Annotated in this window: 18 protein-coding genes; 8 read left to right on the top strand and 10 right to left on the bottom strand. The window is 40.8% G+C overall.

Features of this window, described 5'->3' with window-relative positions; translation table 11 throughout:
• Positions 1–63 precede the first annotated feature (63 nt).
• The 5 genes from FBB35_RS35460 (at position 64) to FBB35_RS11930 (ending at position 5,239) form a co-directional block, all read left to right on the top strand.
• Positions 64–198 carry a hypothetical protein gene (locus tag FBB35_RS35460; protein ID WP_302480969.1) on the top strand — a complete coding sequence of 45 codons (135 nt, stop codon included), beginning with the start codon at positions 64–66 and terminating at the stop codon, positions 196–198.
• Positions 174–623: a hypothetical protein gene (locus FBB35_RS11945; protein ID WP_254625922.1), complete on the top strand. Its 450-nt coding sequence runs from the start codon at positions 174–176 to the stop codon at positions 621–623. Before FBB35_RS35460 ends, FBB35_RS11945 begins: the two co-directional genes overlap by 25 nt.
• 83 nt (positions 624–706) lie before the next feature.
• The gene (locus FBB35_RS11940) at positions 707–2,191 is read left to right on the top strand and encodes a CIA30 family protein (protein ID WP_174709807.1); all 1,485 of its coding nucleotides are present in this window, start codon (positions 707–709) and stop codon (positions 2,189–2,191) included.
• Between the two features lie 337 nt (positions 2,192–2,528).
• The gene (locus FBB35_RS11935; protein ID WP_174709806.1) at positions 2,529–3,554 is read left to right on the top strand and encodes an LD-carboxypeptidase; all 1,026 of its coding nucleotides are present in this window, start codon (positions 2,529–2,531) and stop codon (positions 3,552–3,554) included.
• A gap of 23 nt (positions 3,555–3,577) precedes the next feature.
• Positions 3,578–5,239: an NAD(P)/FAD-dependent oxidoreductase gene (locus tag FBB35_RS11930; RefSeq protein ID WP_254625921.1), complete on the top strand. Its 1,662-nt coding sequence runs from the start codon at positions 3,578–3,580 to the stop codon at positions 5,237–5,239.
• 374 nt (positions 5,240–5,613) lie between these two features.
• On the opposite strand, the gene FBB35_RS11925 is transcribed toward FBB35_RS11930, so the two are convergent.
• Positions 5,614–6,636, bottom strand: coding sequence for an IS4 family transposase (locus FBB35_RS11925; protein ID WP_174708137.1), 1,023 nt, complete (start codon positions 6,634–6,636; stop codon positions 5,614–5,616).
• Between the two features lie 45 nt (positions 6,637–6,681).
• Between FBB35_RS11925 and FBB35_RS11920 the strand changes: the two genes are divergently transcribed.
• Together FBB35_RS11920 and FBB35_RS11915 are read left to right on the top strand one after the other, a co-directional pair.
• Entirely contained in the window at positions 6,682–8,085 is a 1,404-nt protein-coding gene (locus FBB35_RS11920) for an AAA family ATPase (RefSeq protein WP_302480968.1), read from the top strand.
• 4 nt (positions 8,086–8,089) lie between these two features.
• A complete protein-coding gene (locus FBB35_RS11915) occupies positions 8,090–8,317 on the top strand; it encodes a hypothetical protein (protein WP_174709804.1) in 228 nt (75 codons plus the stop codon).
• 225 nt (positions 8,318–8,542) lie between these two features.
• On the opposite strand, the gene FBB35_RS11910 is transcribed toward FBB35_RS11915, so the two are convergent.
• The 4 genes from FBB35_RS11910 to hemW all read right to left on the bottom strand — a co-directional run bounded on the left by FBB35_RS11910 (position 8,543) and on the right by hemW (position 12,324).
• Complete coding sequence (locus tag FBB35_RS11910; protein WP_174709803.1) at positions 8,543–8,809, bottom strand: hypothetical protein; 267 nt, start codon at positions 8,807–8,809, stop codon at positions 8,543–8,545.
• 193 nt (positions 8,810–9,002) lie between these two features.
• The gene (locus FBB35_RS11905; protein WP_174709802.1) at positions 9,003–10,124 is read right to left on the bottom strand and encodes a class I SAM-dependent RNA methyltransferase; all 1,122 of its coding nucleotides are present in this window, start codon (positions 10,122–10,124) and stop codon (positions 9,003–9,005) included.
• 120 nt (positions 10,125–10,244) lie between these two features.
• Positions 10,245–11,132 (bottom strand): UTP--glucose-1-phosphate uridylyltransferase, encoded by an 888-nt coding sequence (locus tag FBB35_RS11900; RefSeq protein WP_174713617.1) that lies wholly within the window; start codon positions 11,130–11,132, stop codon positions 10,245–10,247.
• Between the two features lie 10 nt (positions 11,133–11,142).
• Entirely contained in the window at positions 11,143–12,324 is a 1,182-nt protein-coding gene (hemW, locus tag FBB35_RS11895; protein ID WP_174709801.1) for a radical SAM family heme chaperone HemW, read from the bottom strand.
• A 251-nt stretch (positions 12,325–12,575) separates the two neighbouring features.
• Here hemW and FBB35_RS11890 point away from each other — a divergent pair, with 251 nt between their 5' ends.
• Positions 12,576–13,652: a PIN/TRAM domain-containing protein gene (locus tag FBB35_RS11890; RefSeq protein ID WP_174709800.1), complete on the top strand. Its 1,077-nt coding sequence runs from the start codon at positions 12,576–12,578 to the stop codon at positions 13,650–13,652.
• Positions 13,653–13,716: 64 nt separating this feature from the next.
• Here the strand turns inward: FBB35_RS11890 and FBB35_RS11885 are convergent, their stop codons facing one another.
• The 5 genes from FBB35_RS11885 to FBB35_RS11865 all read right to left on the bottom strand — a co-directional run bounded on the left by FBB35_RS11885 (position 13,717) and on the right by FBB35_RS11865 (position 17,795).
• On the bottom strand, positions 13,717–14,508 hold the full coding sequence (locus FBB35_RS11885; protein WP_174709799.1) for an Rpn family recombination-promoting nuclease/putative transposase: 792 nt from the start codon (positions 14,506–14,508) through the stop codon (positions 13,717–13,719).
• Between the two features lie 70 nt (positions 14,509–14,578).
• A complete protein-coding gene (locus tag FBB35_RS11880; RefSeq protein WP_174709798.1) occupies positions 14,579–14,965 on the bottom strand; it encodes a VOC family protein in 387 nt (128 codons plus the stop codon).
• Between the two features lie 80 nt (positions 14,966–15,045).
• On the bottom strand, positions 15,046–15,573 hold the full coding sequence (locus FBB35_RS11875) for a PEP-CTERM sorting domain-containing protein (protein WP_174709797.1): 528 nt from the start codon (positions 15,571–15,573) through the stop codon (positions 15,046–15,048).
• Positions 15,574–15,630: 57 nt separating this feature from the next.
• Positions 15,631–16,089, bottom strand: coding sequence for a hypothetical protein (locus FBB35_RS11870; protein ID WP_174709796.1), 459 nt, complete (start codon positions 16,087–16,089; stop codon positions 15,631–15,633).
• Between the two features lie 41 nt (positions 16,090–16,130).
• Positions 16,131–17,795, bottom strand: a complete 1,665-nt coding sequence (locus FBB35_RS11865) for an iron uptake porin (protein ID WP_174709795.1) — start codon at positions 17,793–17,795, stop codon at positions 16,131–16,133.
• Positions 17,796–17,805 lie beyond the last annotated feature (10 nt).

Raw genomic sequence — 17,805 nt, 5'->3', positions numbered from 1 at the left:
AAGGAGTTAAAAAATGGGCGAACCGGGAGTTATGAACAGCACATCGAGGCAAGGATTGCTCAGATGTTAGCCCAGACTGCATTTAAACCTTACATGAGCGTGTTTGACAAATTCGGTTTTGGGTTGAGAGTGCGATCGCGTTTACTCACCAGAATCTACCCATTCGAGTCATTTTGGGTGTCAACGGCAGGGCCGTAATTGAGTATGAAGTGCGGGAGGTGAAGAAAACGGAGCGCGAACGTAAAGACGGACAAACCACAGTCCGGCGATTAGCTGGCGACACCAAACGAATTAAACGCAACCGCAGCCGCGACACTTTCAAGATGCGTTTGGGTATGGGTACTGTTCTGGAACAGTCAGGAGATGGACTTGTTGAAAAGCCTAGCGGTTCGTCATTATGTCGAATCAGTCTGTGGCAGTACGTCTTAACTGGTGTGGAAACTGGAAGGCTACCAGAGAACGAACTAACCAAGGAATTGATTAACTACCGCGACTCACTTAAAGCTAACGTTACTGAACAAGGTGAGAAGCTGCTGGGTGCCAAACACATTCAGGGGAAGTTGATGAGTAAGGTAGTTAACTTACTGTTCCAAGAATTGTGTAAAATAATTCCTCTGACCTGATGTAATAGCCCTTCATTTGGATGAAGGGTTTTAAAATTTCTCAAACTTTCAGTTACCCTGAAGAAAGTTATGAGGACGCAAAGATGACTGACAAAAATCGTTCTCAATGGGACTTAGGCAGGTTTATCGAAACCCTGACTTACTTTGAGGTAATTCCTTTCCTCAACTGGGTACAGCATTTAATCCAAGGCCGTCCAAAGGATAATCAAGATAGACCCAATGGAGGAAGAAACGTGGGTGTAATACTAGTAGCAGGTGCAACAGGTGGTGTAGGTAAACGAGTAGTGCAGCGATCGCTCCAACGTGGTTATAAAGTTCGCGCTCTAGTTCGAGACATTGACAAAGCACGGTCGATTCTAGGTAATGACATAGACTTAGTAGTTGCGGATATCACAAAACCAGAAACTTTAACTCCTTTAGTTATGGCTGATATCCAAGCTGTAGTTTGCTGCACAGCAGTACGCGTGCAACCAGTTGAAGGAGACACAGCCGATAGAGCAAAATATTATCAAGGTGTTAAATTTTACCAACCAGAAATTGTTGGCGACACCCCAGAAAATGTAGAATATCAAGGTGTCAAAAACTTAGTCCAAGCGGCCGCAAAATATCTGCCCCAAGGAAACGAAAAAATAATATTTGATTTCACCAAGCCATCAGCAGAATTAAAAGATAACTGGGGGGCATTGGATGATGTTGTCATGGGTGGCGTGAGTGCCAGTAATATTCAATTAGTAGAAAATACAGCTTTGTTTGCTGGTAATGTCTCCACTGCTAACTCTGGCGGATTTGCTTCTGTTAGAACTAAGAATTTTGATCCCCCTTTCAACTTATCCGGTTATGAAGGTGTGAAATTGCACATCAAAGGTGATGGACAACGTTATAAAATCTTCCTACGAACAGATACAAAATGGGATGGCATTGGCTACAGCTATTCTTTTGACACAGTAGCTAATACTTGGATAAATGTTCACATTCCCTTTGCAGATTTGATTCCCGTCTTTCGGGCAAAAGTTGTCAAAGATGCGCCGCCTATTGAGCAGACTAAAATTTGTTCATTCCAATTGATGTTGAGCAAATTTGAATATGATGGAGCTTTGAATCCCAAATTTTCCCCTGGTGGTTTTACTTTGCAATTGGAATCAATTAAGGCTTACGGTGGTACAACTTTACCACAATTTATCCTAGTCAGTTCAGCAGGCGTAACTCGTCCCGGTCGCCCTGGCATTAATTTAGATGAAGAACCGCCAGCAGTGAAATTAAATGACCAATTAGGAGGAATTCTAACTTGGAAGTTGAAGGGAGAAGATAGTTTAAGAGAAAGCGGAATTCCTTATACGATTATTAGACCTTGTGCTTTAACTGAGGAACCAGGGGGTAAGGAATTAATATTTGAGCAAGGCGATAATATTAAGGGCAAAATCAGCCGTGAAGATGTGGCAGAACTTTGCGTGCAAGCGCTAAAAATAGCACCAGCTTGTAATATCACCTTTGAGGTAAAACAGACAGACAATACTGTTAACTCTATTGATTGGCAGAGGCTATTTTCTAACTTAGTAAAGGATAAATAAGTGAATTGACTAGAGACTTATAGTCCATCCAATACGCTTGGGTTAAGAGAAATAGTAGCGACTGTCTTAAAAGTCAAGCGATCGCTAACAAAAAATAGTGACTGGGAAGATTGACGCAACAGGGAAGGCTGCGCTAGATTCAGCTGTGTCTGGTACGGGCAAAAAGACTTGTGGCTCTTGGTCAAGATGTTCGCATCGCCGCTGAACCTTCCCCAGTTGCTGGATTTCGCTTGTAGGCAAAAAGAGCATGAAAAATTTACCCTACTGATGCGATCGCCTTTACAAAACTGGGTACTGGGTATTACGAAAACAGTCTCTAGTCCCCAACTAAATGGTTATGAATATCAAACGTCGGGAATTTATTACAACCTGTGGACTAGCTACCTTAGCCACCCAGATACCAGCATTTACTGCTGCAGGTAAGCCATCTCCAAACATCATCCGCAAGCCGTCACACCTACAAGTGGGTGATACTGTAGGATTAATCGCCCCTGCGGGTATTGTAGACACTAAAGATATCGAAGCAGCACAGCAATCACTTTCCCAATTAGGGTTAAAAGTCAAGTTGGGGAAGCATATTCTAGACCGTTACGGCTATTTAGCGGGTAAAGATATCGATCGCGCCCACGATGTAAACTTGATGTTTAGCGATCGCACCATCAAAGCAATTATTGCCATGCGTGGTGGTTGGGGTTGCAATCGCATTTTACCCCTACTAAATTACTCGCTGATCCGCTCACATCCGAAAATTATCATTGGTTACAGCGATATTACTACCCTGTTGTTGGCAATTAATGCCCGTAGTCAAATGATTACTTTTCACGGGCCAGTTGCTACGTCTACTTGGAATCAATTTACAGTCGATTACTTCAAGCGCATACTATTTAATGGTGAAGCTGTGACTATGCAAAATCTCAACCCTAGCGAAGTGCGGGTGGAGACAATAGCACCAGGAAAGGCGAGAGGTAAACTTGTAGGTGGAAACTTATCAGTGCTATCAGCAATGGTAGGTTCACCTTACCTACCTTCTTGGAACAAAAGCATTCTGTTTGTGGAAGAAATTGGCGAGGATGTTTACCGGATAGATAGAATGCTGACGCAGTTAAAAACTGCTGGCATACTTAATCAAATTGCTGGCTTTATCTTTGGGCAATGCACTAAATGTAAACTTGGAGATGAACCATCATTTACATTAATGCAAGTATTGCAAGATCGCATACTTCCTTTAGGGATTCCTGCTTGGTATGGTTCAATGATTGGTCATATTAAAGATAAATTTACCTTGCCAATCGGTTTAGAAGTAGAAATAGATGCTGAACTTGGGACAATACGAATGTTAGAGTCGGCTGTCAGTCTGGTTTAAGTATTAGCCGTACCACAGTGATTTTGATTAAGATTTTGATAGACAAGTATGAATTTCTCCTCGCCATGTTACGACTCACAGAAGTAAAGCTCCCGCTCGATCATCCTGAAGATGAGATCAAGACTGCCATCCTCAAAAAGCTGCAAATTACGGACGAAGAATTGATCAGCTATTCCATCTTCAAGCGTAGCTACGATGCCCGTAAGAAAGGAGAGATTACCCTTGTTTATATTCTTGATGTAGAAACGACTCAGGAAACTCATCTACTCAAGCGCCTGAAAAAAGATCCCCATGTGATAGTTACGCCAGACATGACTTATCGCCCAGTGGTAAAAGCACCAAGCAATTTGGCGATTCGCCCCATTGTCATTGGTACTGGGCCTTGTGGCTTGTTTGCGGGTTTGATGCTGGCGCAAATGGGGTTCCGTCCCATCATTTTAGAACGTGGGAAAAAAGTTCGCGATCGCACTGCTGATACCTTTGGCTTTTGGAAGAAAAAATCAGACTTCAACCCCGAATCTAATGCCCAGTTTGGCGAAGGTGGTGCGGGTACATTTTCCGATGGCAAACTCTACAGTCAAGTTAAAGATCCTCAGCATTATGGGCGCAAGGTACTAACCGAACTTGTGAATGCGGGAGCCTCACCGGAAATTCTTTATATCAACAAACCCCATATCGGTACATTCAAACTGGTAGGAATTGTTCAAAGTATGCGGGCTAAAATCGAATCCCTCGGGGGTGAAATTCGTTTTGAAAGTCGGGTGGAAGATATCAACATCGAAAATGGACAGGTGCGGGGAGTCACCCTCGCCAGTGGGGAATATATCGCCAGCGATTATGTAGTTCTGGCAGTGGGTCACAGCGCCCGTGATACCTTTCAAATGCTATTTGAGCGCGGGGTTTACATTGAACCGAAACCATTTTCCATCGGCTTTCGGGTCGAACATCCCCAGACTCTCATCGACCAATGTCGTTTCGGCGCTCAAGCTGGTCATAAGCTTTTAGGTGCTGCTGATTACAAACTGGTTCACCATTGCCAAAATGGTCGTTCCGTCTATAGTTTCTGTATGTGTCCGGGGGGATTGGTAGTTGCAGCTGCATCAGAACCGGGGCGACTTGTCACCAATGGGATGAGCCAATACTCTCGCAATGAGCGCAATGCCAACAGCGCGATCGTTGTGGGCATTACCCCCGAAGATTATCCGGGAAATGCTTTGGCGGGAATTGACTTTCAACGACGTTTAGAAGAACGGGCTTTTGAATTGGGCGGCGGAACTTATGAAGCGCCAGGGCAGTTAGTGGGAGACTTTCTTAACCATCGTCCCTCGACAACATTGGGCAGTGTTAAACCGTCTTATACACCAGGGGTACATTTGGGTGATTTGAGCCAAAGTTTACCAGATTATGCGATCGCAGCCATTCGTGAAGCCATTCCCGCTTTTGATAAACAAATTAAAGGTTTTGCGATGGATGATGCCGTTTTGACTGGGGTGGAAACCCGCACGTCATCACCGATTCGGATTAAACGCAAAGAGGATTATCAGAGTTTAAATACAGTCGGTCTTTATCCGGCTGGTGAAGGCGCGGGATATGCAGGGGGAATTCTCTCGGCTGGTATTGATGGGATTAAGGTAGCAGAGGCGGTGGCTTTAAGTATTTTGAAAAATTGCGATCGTAAAATCTGAAATAGTGAATGCAATTGCAGTCACTATTTCAGATTTTAGGTTGAGAGCGATCCATCGTCTGTTGAAAAACTACAAGAGATCGAAGCGATCAAGACATTTTTTTAGGCGTTATTGCTTATAGTTGTCATGTTAGGCTGAAGTTGTCTGGCTAAATTAGCAATATGAAAGCTGACACAAAGGAAATCATAGATATGGAAGTTTATTGATGAATTAACAATTTTTATTTAGTTTCAATTCAAGCATATCAGAGCCTATAAATATCCCTTTAAGAGAAGGGGGAGTTATTTTTGTACTAGGTGCGAATGCAGAAATGTTGAATGCTGATACAAAACTTTACATTATTAGTTACACTAAGTCTCAAAAGCTTAAATTAGTCAGCAAAACATCATCTCCTCAAACCAATGAACATAGCTGATTTTCTGACACATACAAGATTGAAGATAGCGGAATTTATCTAATAGTGTATGTCCCCATTGTTCGGGAATAGATAAAAGCTGTAAAATCAGATAGGCTATCAAGCTCACGTAAATTTGTATGGTAATACCATTGACGTTTTTGGTAATGAGTTTGTCAAGTTTTAAGTGCATCTTTAAAAACTTCCACAACAATTCAACTCCCCAACGTAATCGATAAATATCCCTAATTTCATCATCATGAACAGCTGCATCTCCCGACTCTGGTAAATTAGTCACTAAGCGAAACTCGGTTTTTGTCTCTAAATCACAGAAATTAATTACTCTATAAGCTTGAGCATCATCAGATGCACCAACTTTGACCAATCCATTTGAGCCATCAAATTCTAGTTTCCAATTGTTTTTTATCCGCAAAACAAAATATTTGTTTTCTTGTACTAATTCTTGGATAAATTTTAATCCAGCAAAACCCCTATCCATTACTCCAACAGCATTTATTGGGAGACTAGACATCATTTTGGAACCAAATTTATAATCATGGTCATGTCCAAAATTGATGAAGTTATCTTCTGGGCTTCCTGTGGAGAGATTTAAGGAACTAAACAGCTTGACTTGATGATGACCTAGTACCCATAACAATTTACTTGTGAGAGTAATAATTGTTGAATCTATTGGACAAATTGCATATTTATTGTGTAACTTTTTTTGAACTTTCTTCTGTACTAATTCATTTAATTTTTGGTAAATCTCTTGAAAAGGTTTTTGGCTTCGATGTAAATTTGCTTTAGAGAAAGTAGAAATATCTACCTCAAAACAATTGTTATTTAATCTGTTAAACAAATCTCGCATACTTGTTAAGCTGTTATCCAGGGCATAGGATAGCCAGCACTCAAAAAACAGACGACTGTTCAATACTGGATAATCGTTTTTTGGCAGGCTTTTCAGTATATCTTTGACAATTTTGGGAAATGAATTTATAATCACAATCAAACTAATATATTTTAAGCCTTAGCCCAAAACTACCATATTTTGGGCTATTTTTATCGGATTTTTCTTAACATTCAACACTTCTGGTATTTACTCATTACTTATTACTTATTACTCATTACTCGTGCGAATGGTGTAGGCAAGTCTAGTCTTATGCAGCACTTGTATACCAACAATCGTAATAATAGTAAGAGAATATTGGCACATCGAAAAACATGGTTCAGATCTAATGCAATGGAAATGACGGCAGCATCAAAAAAACAGATTGAAGTCAGTATAATGAGTTCTGATGCTAATATTCAATCAAGATGGATGGATGACTATTATGAACAAAGATCAAGCTTATCGATCTTTGATTTGATTGATTCTGAAAATATTAGAGCCAGAAGTATCGCTACAGCTGTTGATAACAAAGATATTGATACGGCAAAAGCACTATCATGTAATGAAGCTCCTATAAATACTATTAATGAATTGTTAGCTACTGCAAATATTACAGTTAAGATTAATCTAGGACAAGACGCTCAACTTTTTGCAACAAAGAATGGCAATGATTATTACAGTGTTGCGGAGCTATCTGACGGAGAAAGAAATGCGCTTTTAATCGCTGCTGATGTGTTAACGGCAAAATCTGGATCACTAATTATTATTGACGAACCTGAGAGGCATTTGCATCGTTCTATCGTTTCACCATTATTATCATCACTTTTTCAAAAACGTGCGGATTGTACCTTCATCATATCAACCCACTATGTATTTCTTCCCTTGGATAATCCGAGTTCTAGTGTACTAATGGTAAGAGGATGTACTTGGTCAGGAAATACTATAACTGGTTGGGACGCTGATTTAATAACCGCATCAGAAAACATTTCCCAAGACCTAAAAAAGGATATTCTCGGTGCAAAAAGGAATATATTATTCATAGAAGGCGAGTATGAGAGTCTAGACAGGCAAATTTATCAGTTGATATATCCAGATGTATCAGTAATACCTCAAGGCAATTGCGTCAATGTTGAGAGGGCTGTTGAGGGCATAAAAAGAACTGAGGAGCTTCACTGGATAAATGCATTTGGGTTAATTGATGTAGACGATCGCACTCAAGAACAAATTCATAAGCTAATTGAAAAAGGAATATTTGCTTTATCTTGCTACTCTGTTGAGTCACTTTACTATCATGTAGAAATTATAAATAAGATTGCAAATAGAGTTGCGAATACTACTGGAGAAGATCCAGTGGCTTTAAAGGATAAAGCTTTATCGTCTATTATTCCTAACATTTGTAAGCATAAAGATAGATTGTCATCTCGCTTAAGTGAAAAAAGAGTTCGTAGCAAAATTATGGGAGTATTACCCAAGCATAAGGATATCCTGAATCAAGATATATTTAGTATTGAAATCGATTTAAAAAGCGAATTAATTAAAGAAAGAAAAAGTTATTTTCGATGAATATGTGCAAAAGAAGGATTATAACTCCTTGATATCTCGCTATCCTGTAAGAGAAACGGAAGTTTTAGCTAAGATTTCAGAATCTCTTGGTTTTCAGGATCGTCAGAAATATGAAAGTGCGGTTAGAAAGTTGATAATTGACGATAAAAATACATTATTATTTTTTAGATCGTTACTTGGCGATTTAAGTAATAAGCTATTAGGGACTGTTAGTACAATCGCTAAAGTATAATTAGTTTGGAGCCGTGAATGCGATCACAGTCCAAACATCCGATTTGGGGTTGAGAGCGATCGCTTCTTACACCATTATCTGGTATTGCCAATATCAATTTTAATATCAAGCCCCACCTAGATGCTTTCGAGGCAGGGCTTTGGTTTTTATGGCTGGAGTCGATATGCAATCATGCATCAAGCGCGATGGCGTACACGTCCGCCGTAGGCAATCGCACTGGGGAATTTAGCCGAACGTTAAAGCTGGTTCTTCACAGAAGTTAAATACGGCTGACTCACTTTCTGATTCATCTTCAAATACAGCAGATATGTACCATTCACAGGGCGAATCATTCGTATATTCAGCCCAAGCAATTGTTACTGTTTCACCCGATGGAATCCCTGAATCACTCAAGGTAAATGAAGCCCAATCTTCATCATCGAGAGATACCCATAACTCTGTAATTGCTTGTTCGGTATCATTGGTAACGGTAAACGTGAATTGGTCTGACATAAATAGCCCCTTAGCTATAAATAAATTGCAGGTTGTCAGTCACCGATTATACTGCCACTTTTTTTAACCGTTGTCATAATAACTGCCAGAATATATACTCAGAAGTGGTTTCAAGCCTTTTTTGACTAAATTTAAATTTGTTAAAGAGTATTAAAAATATCACAGGTAAGACGCGATAAATCGCGTCTTTGTCTTAATACAACTCATATTTCATTAACTGACAAGGCAGCGCTCCGTTATACACCGCAATCCGCCGGGATGATTTTAGTCCAATCGATTGAGACAGTTCCTTGTTCCCACTGAGGACAAATGCAGTCCAGCCTTTGAAGCGCTGTTTCAAGACATCGCCCAAAAGTTTGTAAAATGCCCCTAAATCGCTATCTCGTCCCAGCCGTTCGCCATAGGGTGGATTGCAGAATAAAATCCCACTGTCTGCGGGGGCGACAACATCAGCTAACTCCATTTGAGAAAACCATACATGGTTATCAACGCCGCAGTTTTGAGCATTGTTAATCGCTTGCTCAATTATATTTTCATCGCGATCGCTTCCCCAAATAGGTGCGGGAAGGGTATCTAGTTGGCTGTCCTTAGCTTCTTGAAGCAACTTTTCTAAAAGGGACAAATCAAAATCGAGCCAAGTTTCAAATCCAAAGGACTCACGAAACAGTCCTGGTGCGATATTCAGTGCCTTTAAGCTAGCTTCCAAAGGTAAAGTGCCAGATCCACAGAGAGGATCGTAGAACATCTGGTTTGGCTCCCAACCCGAAAGCTGAATGAGCGCAGCAGCGAGAGATTCCTTGAGAGGGGCTGCTCCCACCGCAGGACGGTAGCCTCGACGGTGCAGACTATTTCCAGAACTGTCGAGTTTAACGGTACAAAAGTCGCGTTCAATATGAACATTGACCCGCACATCTGGTTCATGAAGCTCTACATTTGAACGCTCGCCCAGATTTTCTTTCTGCTGGTCAACGATCGCATTTTTGACCTGGAGAGATGTGAAGTGGCTGTGGTTGAGGTGCTGGTTTTTGCCCGTGACATTCACCACCAAGGTCATGTCTGGCGTTAAATAGTTTACCCAATCAATAGTCTGGATACCGCGATAGAGATCATCGGCATCAAGGCATGGAAACTCATCGATATTCACCAAAATTCGGAATGGTAGCCTAGCCCAGAGGTTGACGCGATAAAGCAAAGTGCGATCGCCCTCAAAAGCGACACCGCAAAACCCTGGCTCCACCGAATGGGCACCCAGTTGCTCTAACTCCTGAGCCGCCAGGGTTTCTAATCCGCGAGCAACTGTTGCAAAATAATTCATAATTCGTAATTCGTAATTCGTAATTGTAATTAATGGCTACTAGTCACTCAATTTTTTATTAGTGGAAATAAAAAACATTATTCCTTTTTTAGGTAAGCGACTTTTTGAACTCAGATTCATCTATAAATTTCTAAAATCAATCATTGTCTGACGATAAGCATCTGGCAAACCTGTATCAAAACACTTCCCTTTAACAACATATCCTGTCATTCCCTCTTCCTGGCGCAATCTTTCCAGACAGGATGTTAACTGAAATTCACCTCGTTCTCGAAAATTTTGATTTATATGTTCTGCTATAAAGTCAAAAATCTTCGGCGTAAGTAAATACAAGCCAAATATACCTAAAAATTCATTTTCTGCCATTCCCTCTACACTCAGATTTTCTCGTGCATACTCGATAGTCGGCTTTTCATAGAGTTGTGTAACTGACAAAATCGAATTTAACTCTTGCCAAACTCCTGTTACACACCCAGCCTTATGAATAATTTCTGCTGGCATTGTAGTTAAGCCAACAACATTTTGATTCACTTGTTCGTAAACATCTAAAACTTGACTAGCACAAGATTTTTCAATATCAGATGCATAAATGTGGTCGCCCAATATTAGCAAAAATGGCTCATTTTGCACCCAATCTTTGACACAAAATACCGCATGACCATAGCCTAATTGCTCCTCTTGCAATAAAATGGTAACTCTACTACCTAAATCTTCGAGATATCGGCTATATTCTTTGTTTTGTGGTGAAAGTTTATCTAAAAGTTCTTTTTTAGGTGGGTTTTTCAATAAATCTTCAAATACTTCTTTGTCATCGGGCTGCACCACGATCCCTACTTCTGCAATTCCAGCACTAATTGCCTCTTCAATAATTGCGAGAATCACAGGTTTTGCCCTACCATCTCGATCAATAATCGGAAAAAGTTCTTTTTTCACAACTTTCGTAGCTGGAAACAACCGAGTGCCGAAACCAGCTACCGGAATCACAGCCTTTCTAACTTGATTTTTCTGCATAAATGGATCGTCACCCCAACTTTTCAAACAACTCCGCCAACACTACATTAGAAAACAAAAACCCTTGGGGATCAATTAAACGCAACCTTCCCTCTGCAACTTTTACCCAACCTTTGTCAAAATACTCTTGCAAACATCTGCAAATTTCCTCTACTTTTTCTTCTCCATAAGCTTCCGCCAACGCCGCCAAACTCATACCCTCCGCCAAACGCAACCCCAACATTAATGTTTCTAACAATACTTCCTTTGGGGGAGTCAGATCACAATCAATTACACTGCCAGCTTCCACCCACTGGTAATACTCCTTAGTTTTACGCGGACGAGTGAAGCGTTTACCCTCAACATAACTCGCCGCACCCATCCCAAAGCCGTAGTAAGGGCGGTTTTCCCAATAGACTCGATTATGTCGGCACTGATGACCAGGTTGGGCATAATTGGAAATTTCATAATGCTCATAACCTGCACCAGTCAAAATCTGCTGCCCCATCTGGTACATTTTGACTGTGGCTTCATCTGTGGGCAAAGGAGTATCGCCAGGTTTGTAGTAACGACCAAAGGCTGTACCTGGTTCGATGGTCAGATCATAAATAGATATGTGAGTAGGTAGAAGCGCTACCGCTTTGGTGAGAGAATCTTGCCATTGATCTAAAGACTGATGCGGCAACCCGGAGATTAGGTCTAAGCTAAATTCGGGAATCTCGACTTGATGAATTAGTTCCACAGCTGCAAAAATATCTTCAACTGAGTGCGATCGCCCCGCCCTTTGCAATAATTCTGATTGAAAGGCTTGTACACCCAAACTTACCCGGTTCACGCCTGCACTGCGATATCCTGCTATATGTGCTAAATCAAAGGTGGCTGGGTCAATTTCCATAGAAATTTCTACCCCAGACGCAATACCAAAATGGTTCTCTAACTCTGTTACTATCCGTTGTAACTGCTCAGTTGATAGCAGCGAAGGAGTACCACCACCGAAGAAAATTGTCTTTAAGGGTTGACCAAATGCTGGTGTCATAGCAATTTCTTGACATAGCACCTCAACATATTGGGAGATAGTACCAGATGTTTCGCCCCGCAAGCGATCGCCAACAACAGACACCGGGAAATCACAATAAAAGCATCGCCGTCTGCAAAAGGGAATATGCACATAAGCAGAACTTGCAATTCCCGAAATACCAAATTTTTGACTCATTTTGAGAAAAGTTTTAAGTTAAGCCAACTGCGAATTAGAGACAATGAAAATGAGCAGTTAATTTACAAATTTTTGTCGTTTTACAAAGAAACAATGAAAAATATTAAGATAAAAGCCTTTAGTTATAATAATTGCAGATATTGTCAGCCTAAACCCTTAGTGTAAGTCAATATTGATCAGTTTATCTTACCGATGAAATAAAAAATACTTAACTTTATCGGTGAACACAGTTGCAGGAAAACAACATAACCATGCTTGACGCAATTATCATTTTCTCATTTATCCTGGCAGCTTCGGGAATAGGGTTCTACAGCATTGAACTACTACCCAATGGCACTCTCGATCAGGTAACAAATCTTGAAGCTTTACGCTTAGTTGTTGCCGTCTTTGCCGCTATTATTGGTGGTGCGATCGGGCTGAGTTTCCAGACGACATATCGCCGCCTAGAATCGCAAGTCAAAGAAATGCCTCTGGAAATGATTTTAACTCGTGCCATTGGCTTAGTAATTGGCTTGTTGCTAGCTAACCTCATGCTAGCCCCATTATTCTTACTACCTATCCCGGCGGACTTTGGATTTATTAAGCCACTTGTGGCAGTTGTCGGTAGCATTATCCTCTCCGTCACAGGCATGAATTTGGCAGATACCCACGGACGAGGTTTATTGCGGTTCATTAATCCCAACACTGTCGAATCGATGGTTGTAGAAGGAACGCTAAAACCAGCGAATACCAAAGTTTTAGATACTAGCTGTATTATTGATGGTCGCATTGAAGCGCTATTAGAAACAGGGTTTCTGGAAGGACAAATTCTCGTACCGCAATTTGTCTTGCAAGAACTCCAACAAGTGGCAGATGCTAGCAAAGACCAAAAGCGCGTGCGGGGAAGGAGAGGACTAGAAATTCTCAACCGCATTAAGGAAGAATATCCCGATCGCATTTTGATTAATGCAGTTGACTACGAAGATATTCCCACAGTCGATGCCAAGTTGGTACGTTTCGCCCAAGAAATTAGCGGCACACTGCTAACTAACGACTACAACTTGTCTAAAGTTGCTAGTGTTCAGAAAGTACCTGTTTTGAATGTGAATGATTTAGTTAACGCTGTCCGTCCTAGTTATTTACCTGGTGACAACCTTGATTTGAAAATCCTCAAGGAAGGCAAAGAACCAAGCCAAGGTATTGGTTATCTAGATGATGGCACAATGGTAGTAGTTGAAGAAGGCAGCAGTTATGTGGGTGGTGAACTGCGAGTCGTAGTCACCAGTGCTTTGCAAACCACCGCAGGAAGAATGATTTTTGCCAAACCCCAAGCTTCAGCATTGGCGTGAGGGAAACGTCCGGTGCAATTAAATATAAATTGTGCAATCGGTGCAGTCAAACTGCACCGATTATTTATTTGGAATCACCAGATTTGCTTACCTGCAAATACTGTAACTGCTCAATTGATAACCCTGTCAATCTTGCTATCTCTTCTAATGGCATACCAGTATTAAAAAGGTTGCTTGCCACTTCAAGTAAAGCTTCAGCTTTCCCTTCAGCTTTCCCTTCGGCTTTCCCTTCTTGTAAAATATCTTGATAAATCACTGACTCGCGCATAATGTCTGACCTCAAAATTCGTTTAATAACCTCTTTATCTAATACTAAACCAGCTAAAATAGCCGTGGAAGCAGCAATATTACTTTGAGTTCTTGATTCTGTAATACCGTTAATTTCACGCACCACTTCATTTAGTATAACTTCTGGCTCAATTGTACTACTCAACACTGCCAAAGGTAAAAGTCCAGGTGTTCTCAAAAATACTTCGGTTGGTTGTTCCCAAAGTCTGATAACTTCAAATTCATGGCGTGTTCCAGCAATTGTAAATGTATTTTGTTGCACCAAATCCGAATTTGTCTGCTTGAGATAAATTACGACTTGATGCATTGCTTTGTGTGGAAAACGGCGATAAACTCGCAATCGATAGTCAATCATCCGAAAAGGAATTTCCGCATCCACTTGGGTTTGAAATTCCAAATGCAAGATGGTTTGCTCCGACTGTAGCAAAATTAAGGCATCAGCACGAATGGGTTCGAGAGATAATTCTTTTGGACTGAGTTCAGTTAAAGTAATGGGTTCGCCTAATAACCAAGTGGCGAAGTCGCTGGAGAAATTTTCAGCTAAAAATTTGCAGATATTGTCAAACATTTGATAATTTTACCAAATAGCTTGCTCACTTATTATTAATCTGCAATTATTTAATCCAAATTTATCTACTCTAATTTTCATAAATTTCTAACGGCAAATTATCAGGATCTTTAAAAAAAGTAAATTTCTTACCTGTAATTTCGTCAATTCTGATATTTTCTGTTTCTACACCTTGCGAGTTTAAATAAAAAACAGTTTCCTCAATATCATCAACTTTAAAAGCAAGATGTCTTAAACCACAAGCCTCTGGTTTACTAGATCGTTCTGGAGGATTTGGAAAAGAGAATAGTTCGATTTGAGTATTTTCTGCAACTTTTAAATCTAATTTATAAGAATTTCTTTCAGCGCGAAAAGTCTCTTGAATAATTGAAAAGCCTAAAACTTCTACATAAAATGCTTTGGAGCGATCGTAGTCAGAACAAATAATAGCTATATGATGAATGTCAGTAATTTTCATGGATATTTTGTTTTTTATAAAATTATTAAGAGAGTGTATGCAGTTGCGACACAACGACATTACACCCTCTGAAGTTGAGGTTAAGCTTTAATCTTTTTAATTGATCTTACCTTTCTTGTCAGGAATAAGCCAATACTGCCAACCAGAAGTGTGCTATCTAAAGTACTAGGCTCGGGTACTTTTCGATAAGAAACTGTACCAGAATTGGGAGTTTCGGAGGATACGGAAAATGATGTTCCAGAAATTTCGTAACTTTTAGAAGGATTAACTTTGTCGAGAAAGTTGTACAGCAATCCAATCGATGCGTTATCTGCTAATGATACTGTTGGAAATGCAACGGGATAATCTGGATATTCAATATCATCCTTGGCGGTATAAATATTGGGGTCATTATCGAATTGAAAAGTTAGCGACTGAAGTGGTGCTACTGGAAAATTATCATTACTGAAAGTTGCGTCATCAACGCTAAATAAACCGTTTCCTTTGATTGTAGAACTATCAACGGTGAAGGCATAATTAATAATTGCAGCTGATGCGGATTTAGTGCTTAATGTAGCCAAACCCAGAACAAGGCTAGTAGCGATCGCTAATTGTGAAAACAATTTCATATCGATTACCCTCAAAATAGATTTGTGTAAGTGATCTCTAGAAACAACCAGCAAGAGTTACCAATCAGGTGTTGTTACAAGTAATTCTGTCCAAGGGGTACAATCTGGTTCTTGAGCAGCATCTTGAGTAGGACGAGCATTGCACCCACGGACTTTAAAGGTGTACTTAACAAGATCCCTGGCTCCGGTATAAGTCCAACTACGTGCTGTTGGGTCATCGATTTGCGTCATATCATCTTTATCGTCGCCCCAAGTTACTTGATAAAAATCATTTTTTTGACATATATCCCAAGAAATCTTAATTCTCCGCACTCTTGTGGTGTCTGCAACCAAGTTGTATGGATTTCTAGAATCACAAGAAGAATTATCTGTTTTCTTCTCGCAATTACTAGTACCAGGGGTGCATTCAGCTAGGGTTTTGATTGGGCGAATTAACCCAGTAGAAAGTGTTGTTAATAATATGACAGAGGTCAGACTATATCTGAAAAAGATGGAACTCAATCGTATTTTGTGCATAACAAATCCTTCAATTGTCTTCAATAAAACCACAGCAGAATTTAGAAGGTAAAGGTAGTTCTAATAACTCCCAGTACAGCATCACTGTTTCGATCGTCATGGTTGGGAGCAGTCAGCCAAATTAAACCAGGGGTGATGGTAATATTGTCGGAAACTGCATAACTGTAAAAACCTTCAACGTGTAAAGAGGTGTTTCGGTCTTGAGCAGAGTCGCGGTTTTGCAGCGGAACTATGTCTGTAAATACATTCGCGATCGCCCCATTAGCACCGGTCACTTTCGGTTCCATACCCACAATCAGCCCCGCCAGGTTGCCTTTTTTACCCAAATCGGGGAAAGCTAAAGCAACTGCATAATTCCAAATATCGGCATCTCCTACGCCTAAAACGCGGGTTTTGGCAAAGCCAGCCCAAGCATTAATCAAAAAGCCGGAATTTACTTGATAGGATGCTTCCAAGCCGTAAGCGTTGGTGGAAGTCGGCGAATCAGTAACTAAGCCCAAGTTAGCTTTTTGGCTACCAGTACCTGGGATTGCTAAATCCTCACCCTGGTTATTATAGGCATTGACGTAAGTTAAACCGATACTGAGGCGATCGCTAGGTTGGAAAGTCAATTGAGCGATCGCACCGTAAGAACCATTGAATAAACCTCTGTTAGCGTTGGGGTTGGATGCTGTACTAGACAAATATCCCAAACTCAACTCCAACTGCTCAGAGAGGCGGTGTGTCAACCCAACTCCGGCTCCAGCAGGTACAAAGTAGTAAACTGAGTTCCGACTGCCAAACTTGGATAAAGCACCACTGGCTCCCTCATCCCCATCCAAAAAGGGGTTGATTGTATTCACAAAATCTTCAACTTCCCCTTCGTTGGCAAAAAAAGTAACTTCGGTTTTTTTGCCTAGAGGAAATCTGTAATACAGTGTCTCAACTCCAACTTGATTATTTTCAGGATCTTCATCTCCAATTTCTGCATTAAAAGCTAGAGTCCCTTCTGGTAATCTAGTTCCAGTGCCACCTTCACTAGAGAAGTAATTGAGGTTAAGGGCTTGTAAGCGAACTCTGAGTAAGTCTTGTCCAGTGAAACTGGTGTCAAAGTTGAGGCGGACGCGATCGCCAAAAGTCGTGCTTCTCGGAATATCAGCATTATCGGCATCTTGTCCAGATGCAAACCCTGATAGAGCAAAAATTGCCTCACCATGAAGTTTTGTCGTGGTTGAAAACTGCTGTTTTTCCAGAGTTTCCAGGTAAGGTTCTAAAGCATCTACTCGACCCCGCAAACTTGCCAATTCAGACGCAAACTGTTCTTGTAATTTTTGCAGAGTTGCTAAATCTTCTTTTTTAACGATGTCAGTTGTTGCAGTTGAAATTAGTTCATTGACCCGATCTAAACAGGCATTAATTCCAGCCGCAAATTCGTAACGAGTTAAAGCCCGATTACCGCGATAAGTTGCATTAGGATAACCTGCAATACACCCATAACGCTCCACCAAAGATTGCAATGCACCGAATGCCCAATCTGTCGGCTGTACATCCGACAGTTGAGAAACAGATGTTACCTGTCCTGCTGATTCTTGAACAGTTCCCGTTTTAGCTGGAAGTGCGTTGGCATCGCCCGCCGCAGACATCGCCCCAGTTGTGGTAGTGATTACCGAGAAGAGCCCCAAAGTCACTGGACAAATCGGCAACCACTTCCAAAACATTTTGACCATTTTTCTGTAA

This window comes from Nostoc sp. TCL240-02, assembly GCF_013343235.1.
Classification (GTDB): domain Bacteria; phylum Cyanobacteriota; class Cyanobacteriia; order Cyanobacteriales; family Nostocaceae; genus Nostoc.
Note: the sequence above shows the minus strand (reverse complement) of the source record. Positions and strands in the feature narration are given on the sequence as shown.

Excerpts from the sequence above, each read along its gene's own strand:
- FBB35_RS35460 (WP_302480969.1), top strand. The coding sequence starts at position 64 with ATGTTAGCCCAGACTGCATTTAAACCTTACATGAGCGTGTTTGACAAA.
- FBB35_RS11940 (WP_174709807.1), top strand. The coding sequence starts at position 707 with ATGACTGACAAAAATCGTTCTCAATGGGACTTAGGCAGGTTTATCGAA.
- FBB35_RS11935 (WP_174709806.1), top strand. The coding sequence starts at position 2,529 with ATGAATATCAAACGTCGGGAATTTATTACAACCTGTGGACTAGCTACC.
- FBB35_RS11910 (WP_174709803.1), bottom strand. The coding sequence starts at position 8,809 with ATGTCAGACCAATTCACGTTTACCGTTACCAATGATACCGAACAAGCA.
- FBB35_RS11905 (WP_174709802.1), bottom strand. The coding sequence starts at position 10,124 with ATGAATTATTTTGCAACAGTTGCTCGCGGATTAGAAACCCTGGCGGCT.
- FBB35_RS11900 (WP_174713617.1), bottom strand. The coding sequence starts at position 11,132 with ATGCAGAAAAATCAAGTTAGAAAGGCTGTGATTCCGGTAGCTGGTTTC.
- hemW (WP_174709801.1), bottom strand. The coding sequence starts at position 12,324 with ATGAGTCAAAAATTTGGTATTTCGGGAATTGCAAGTTCTGCTTATGTG.
- FBB35_RS11890 (WP_174709800.1), top strand. The coding sequence starts at position 12,576 with ATGCTTGACGCAATTATCATTTTCTCATTTATCCTGGCAGCTTCGGGA.
- FBB35_RS11885 (WP_174709799.1), bottom strand. The coding sequence starts at position 14,508 with ATGTTTGACAATATCTGCAAATTTTTAGCTGAAAATTTCTCCAGCGAC.
- FBB35_RS11880 (WP_174709798.1), bottom strand. The coding sequence starts at position 14,965 with ATGAAAATTACTGACATTCATCATATAGCTATTATTTGTTCTGACTAC.
- FBB35_RS11875 (WP_174709797.1), bottom strand. The coding sequence starts at position 15,573 with ATGAAATTGTTTTCACAATTAGCGATCGCTACTAGCCTTGTTCTGGGT.
- FBB35_RS11870 (WP_174709796.1), bottom strand. The coding sequence starts at position 16,089 with ATGCACAAAATACGATTGAGTTCCATCTTTTTCAGATATAGTCTGACC.
- FBB35_RS11865 (WP_174709795.1), bottom strand. The coding sequence starts at position 17,795 with ATGGTCAAAATGTTTTGGAAGTGGTTGCCGATTTGTCCAGTGACTTTG.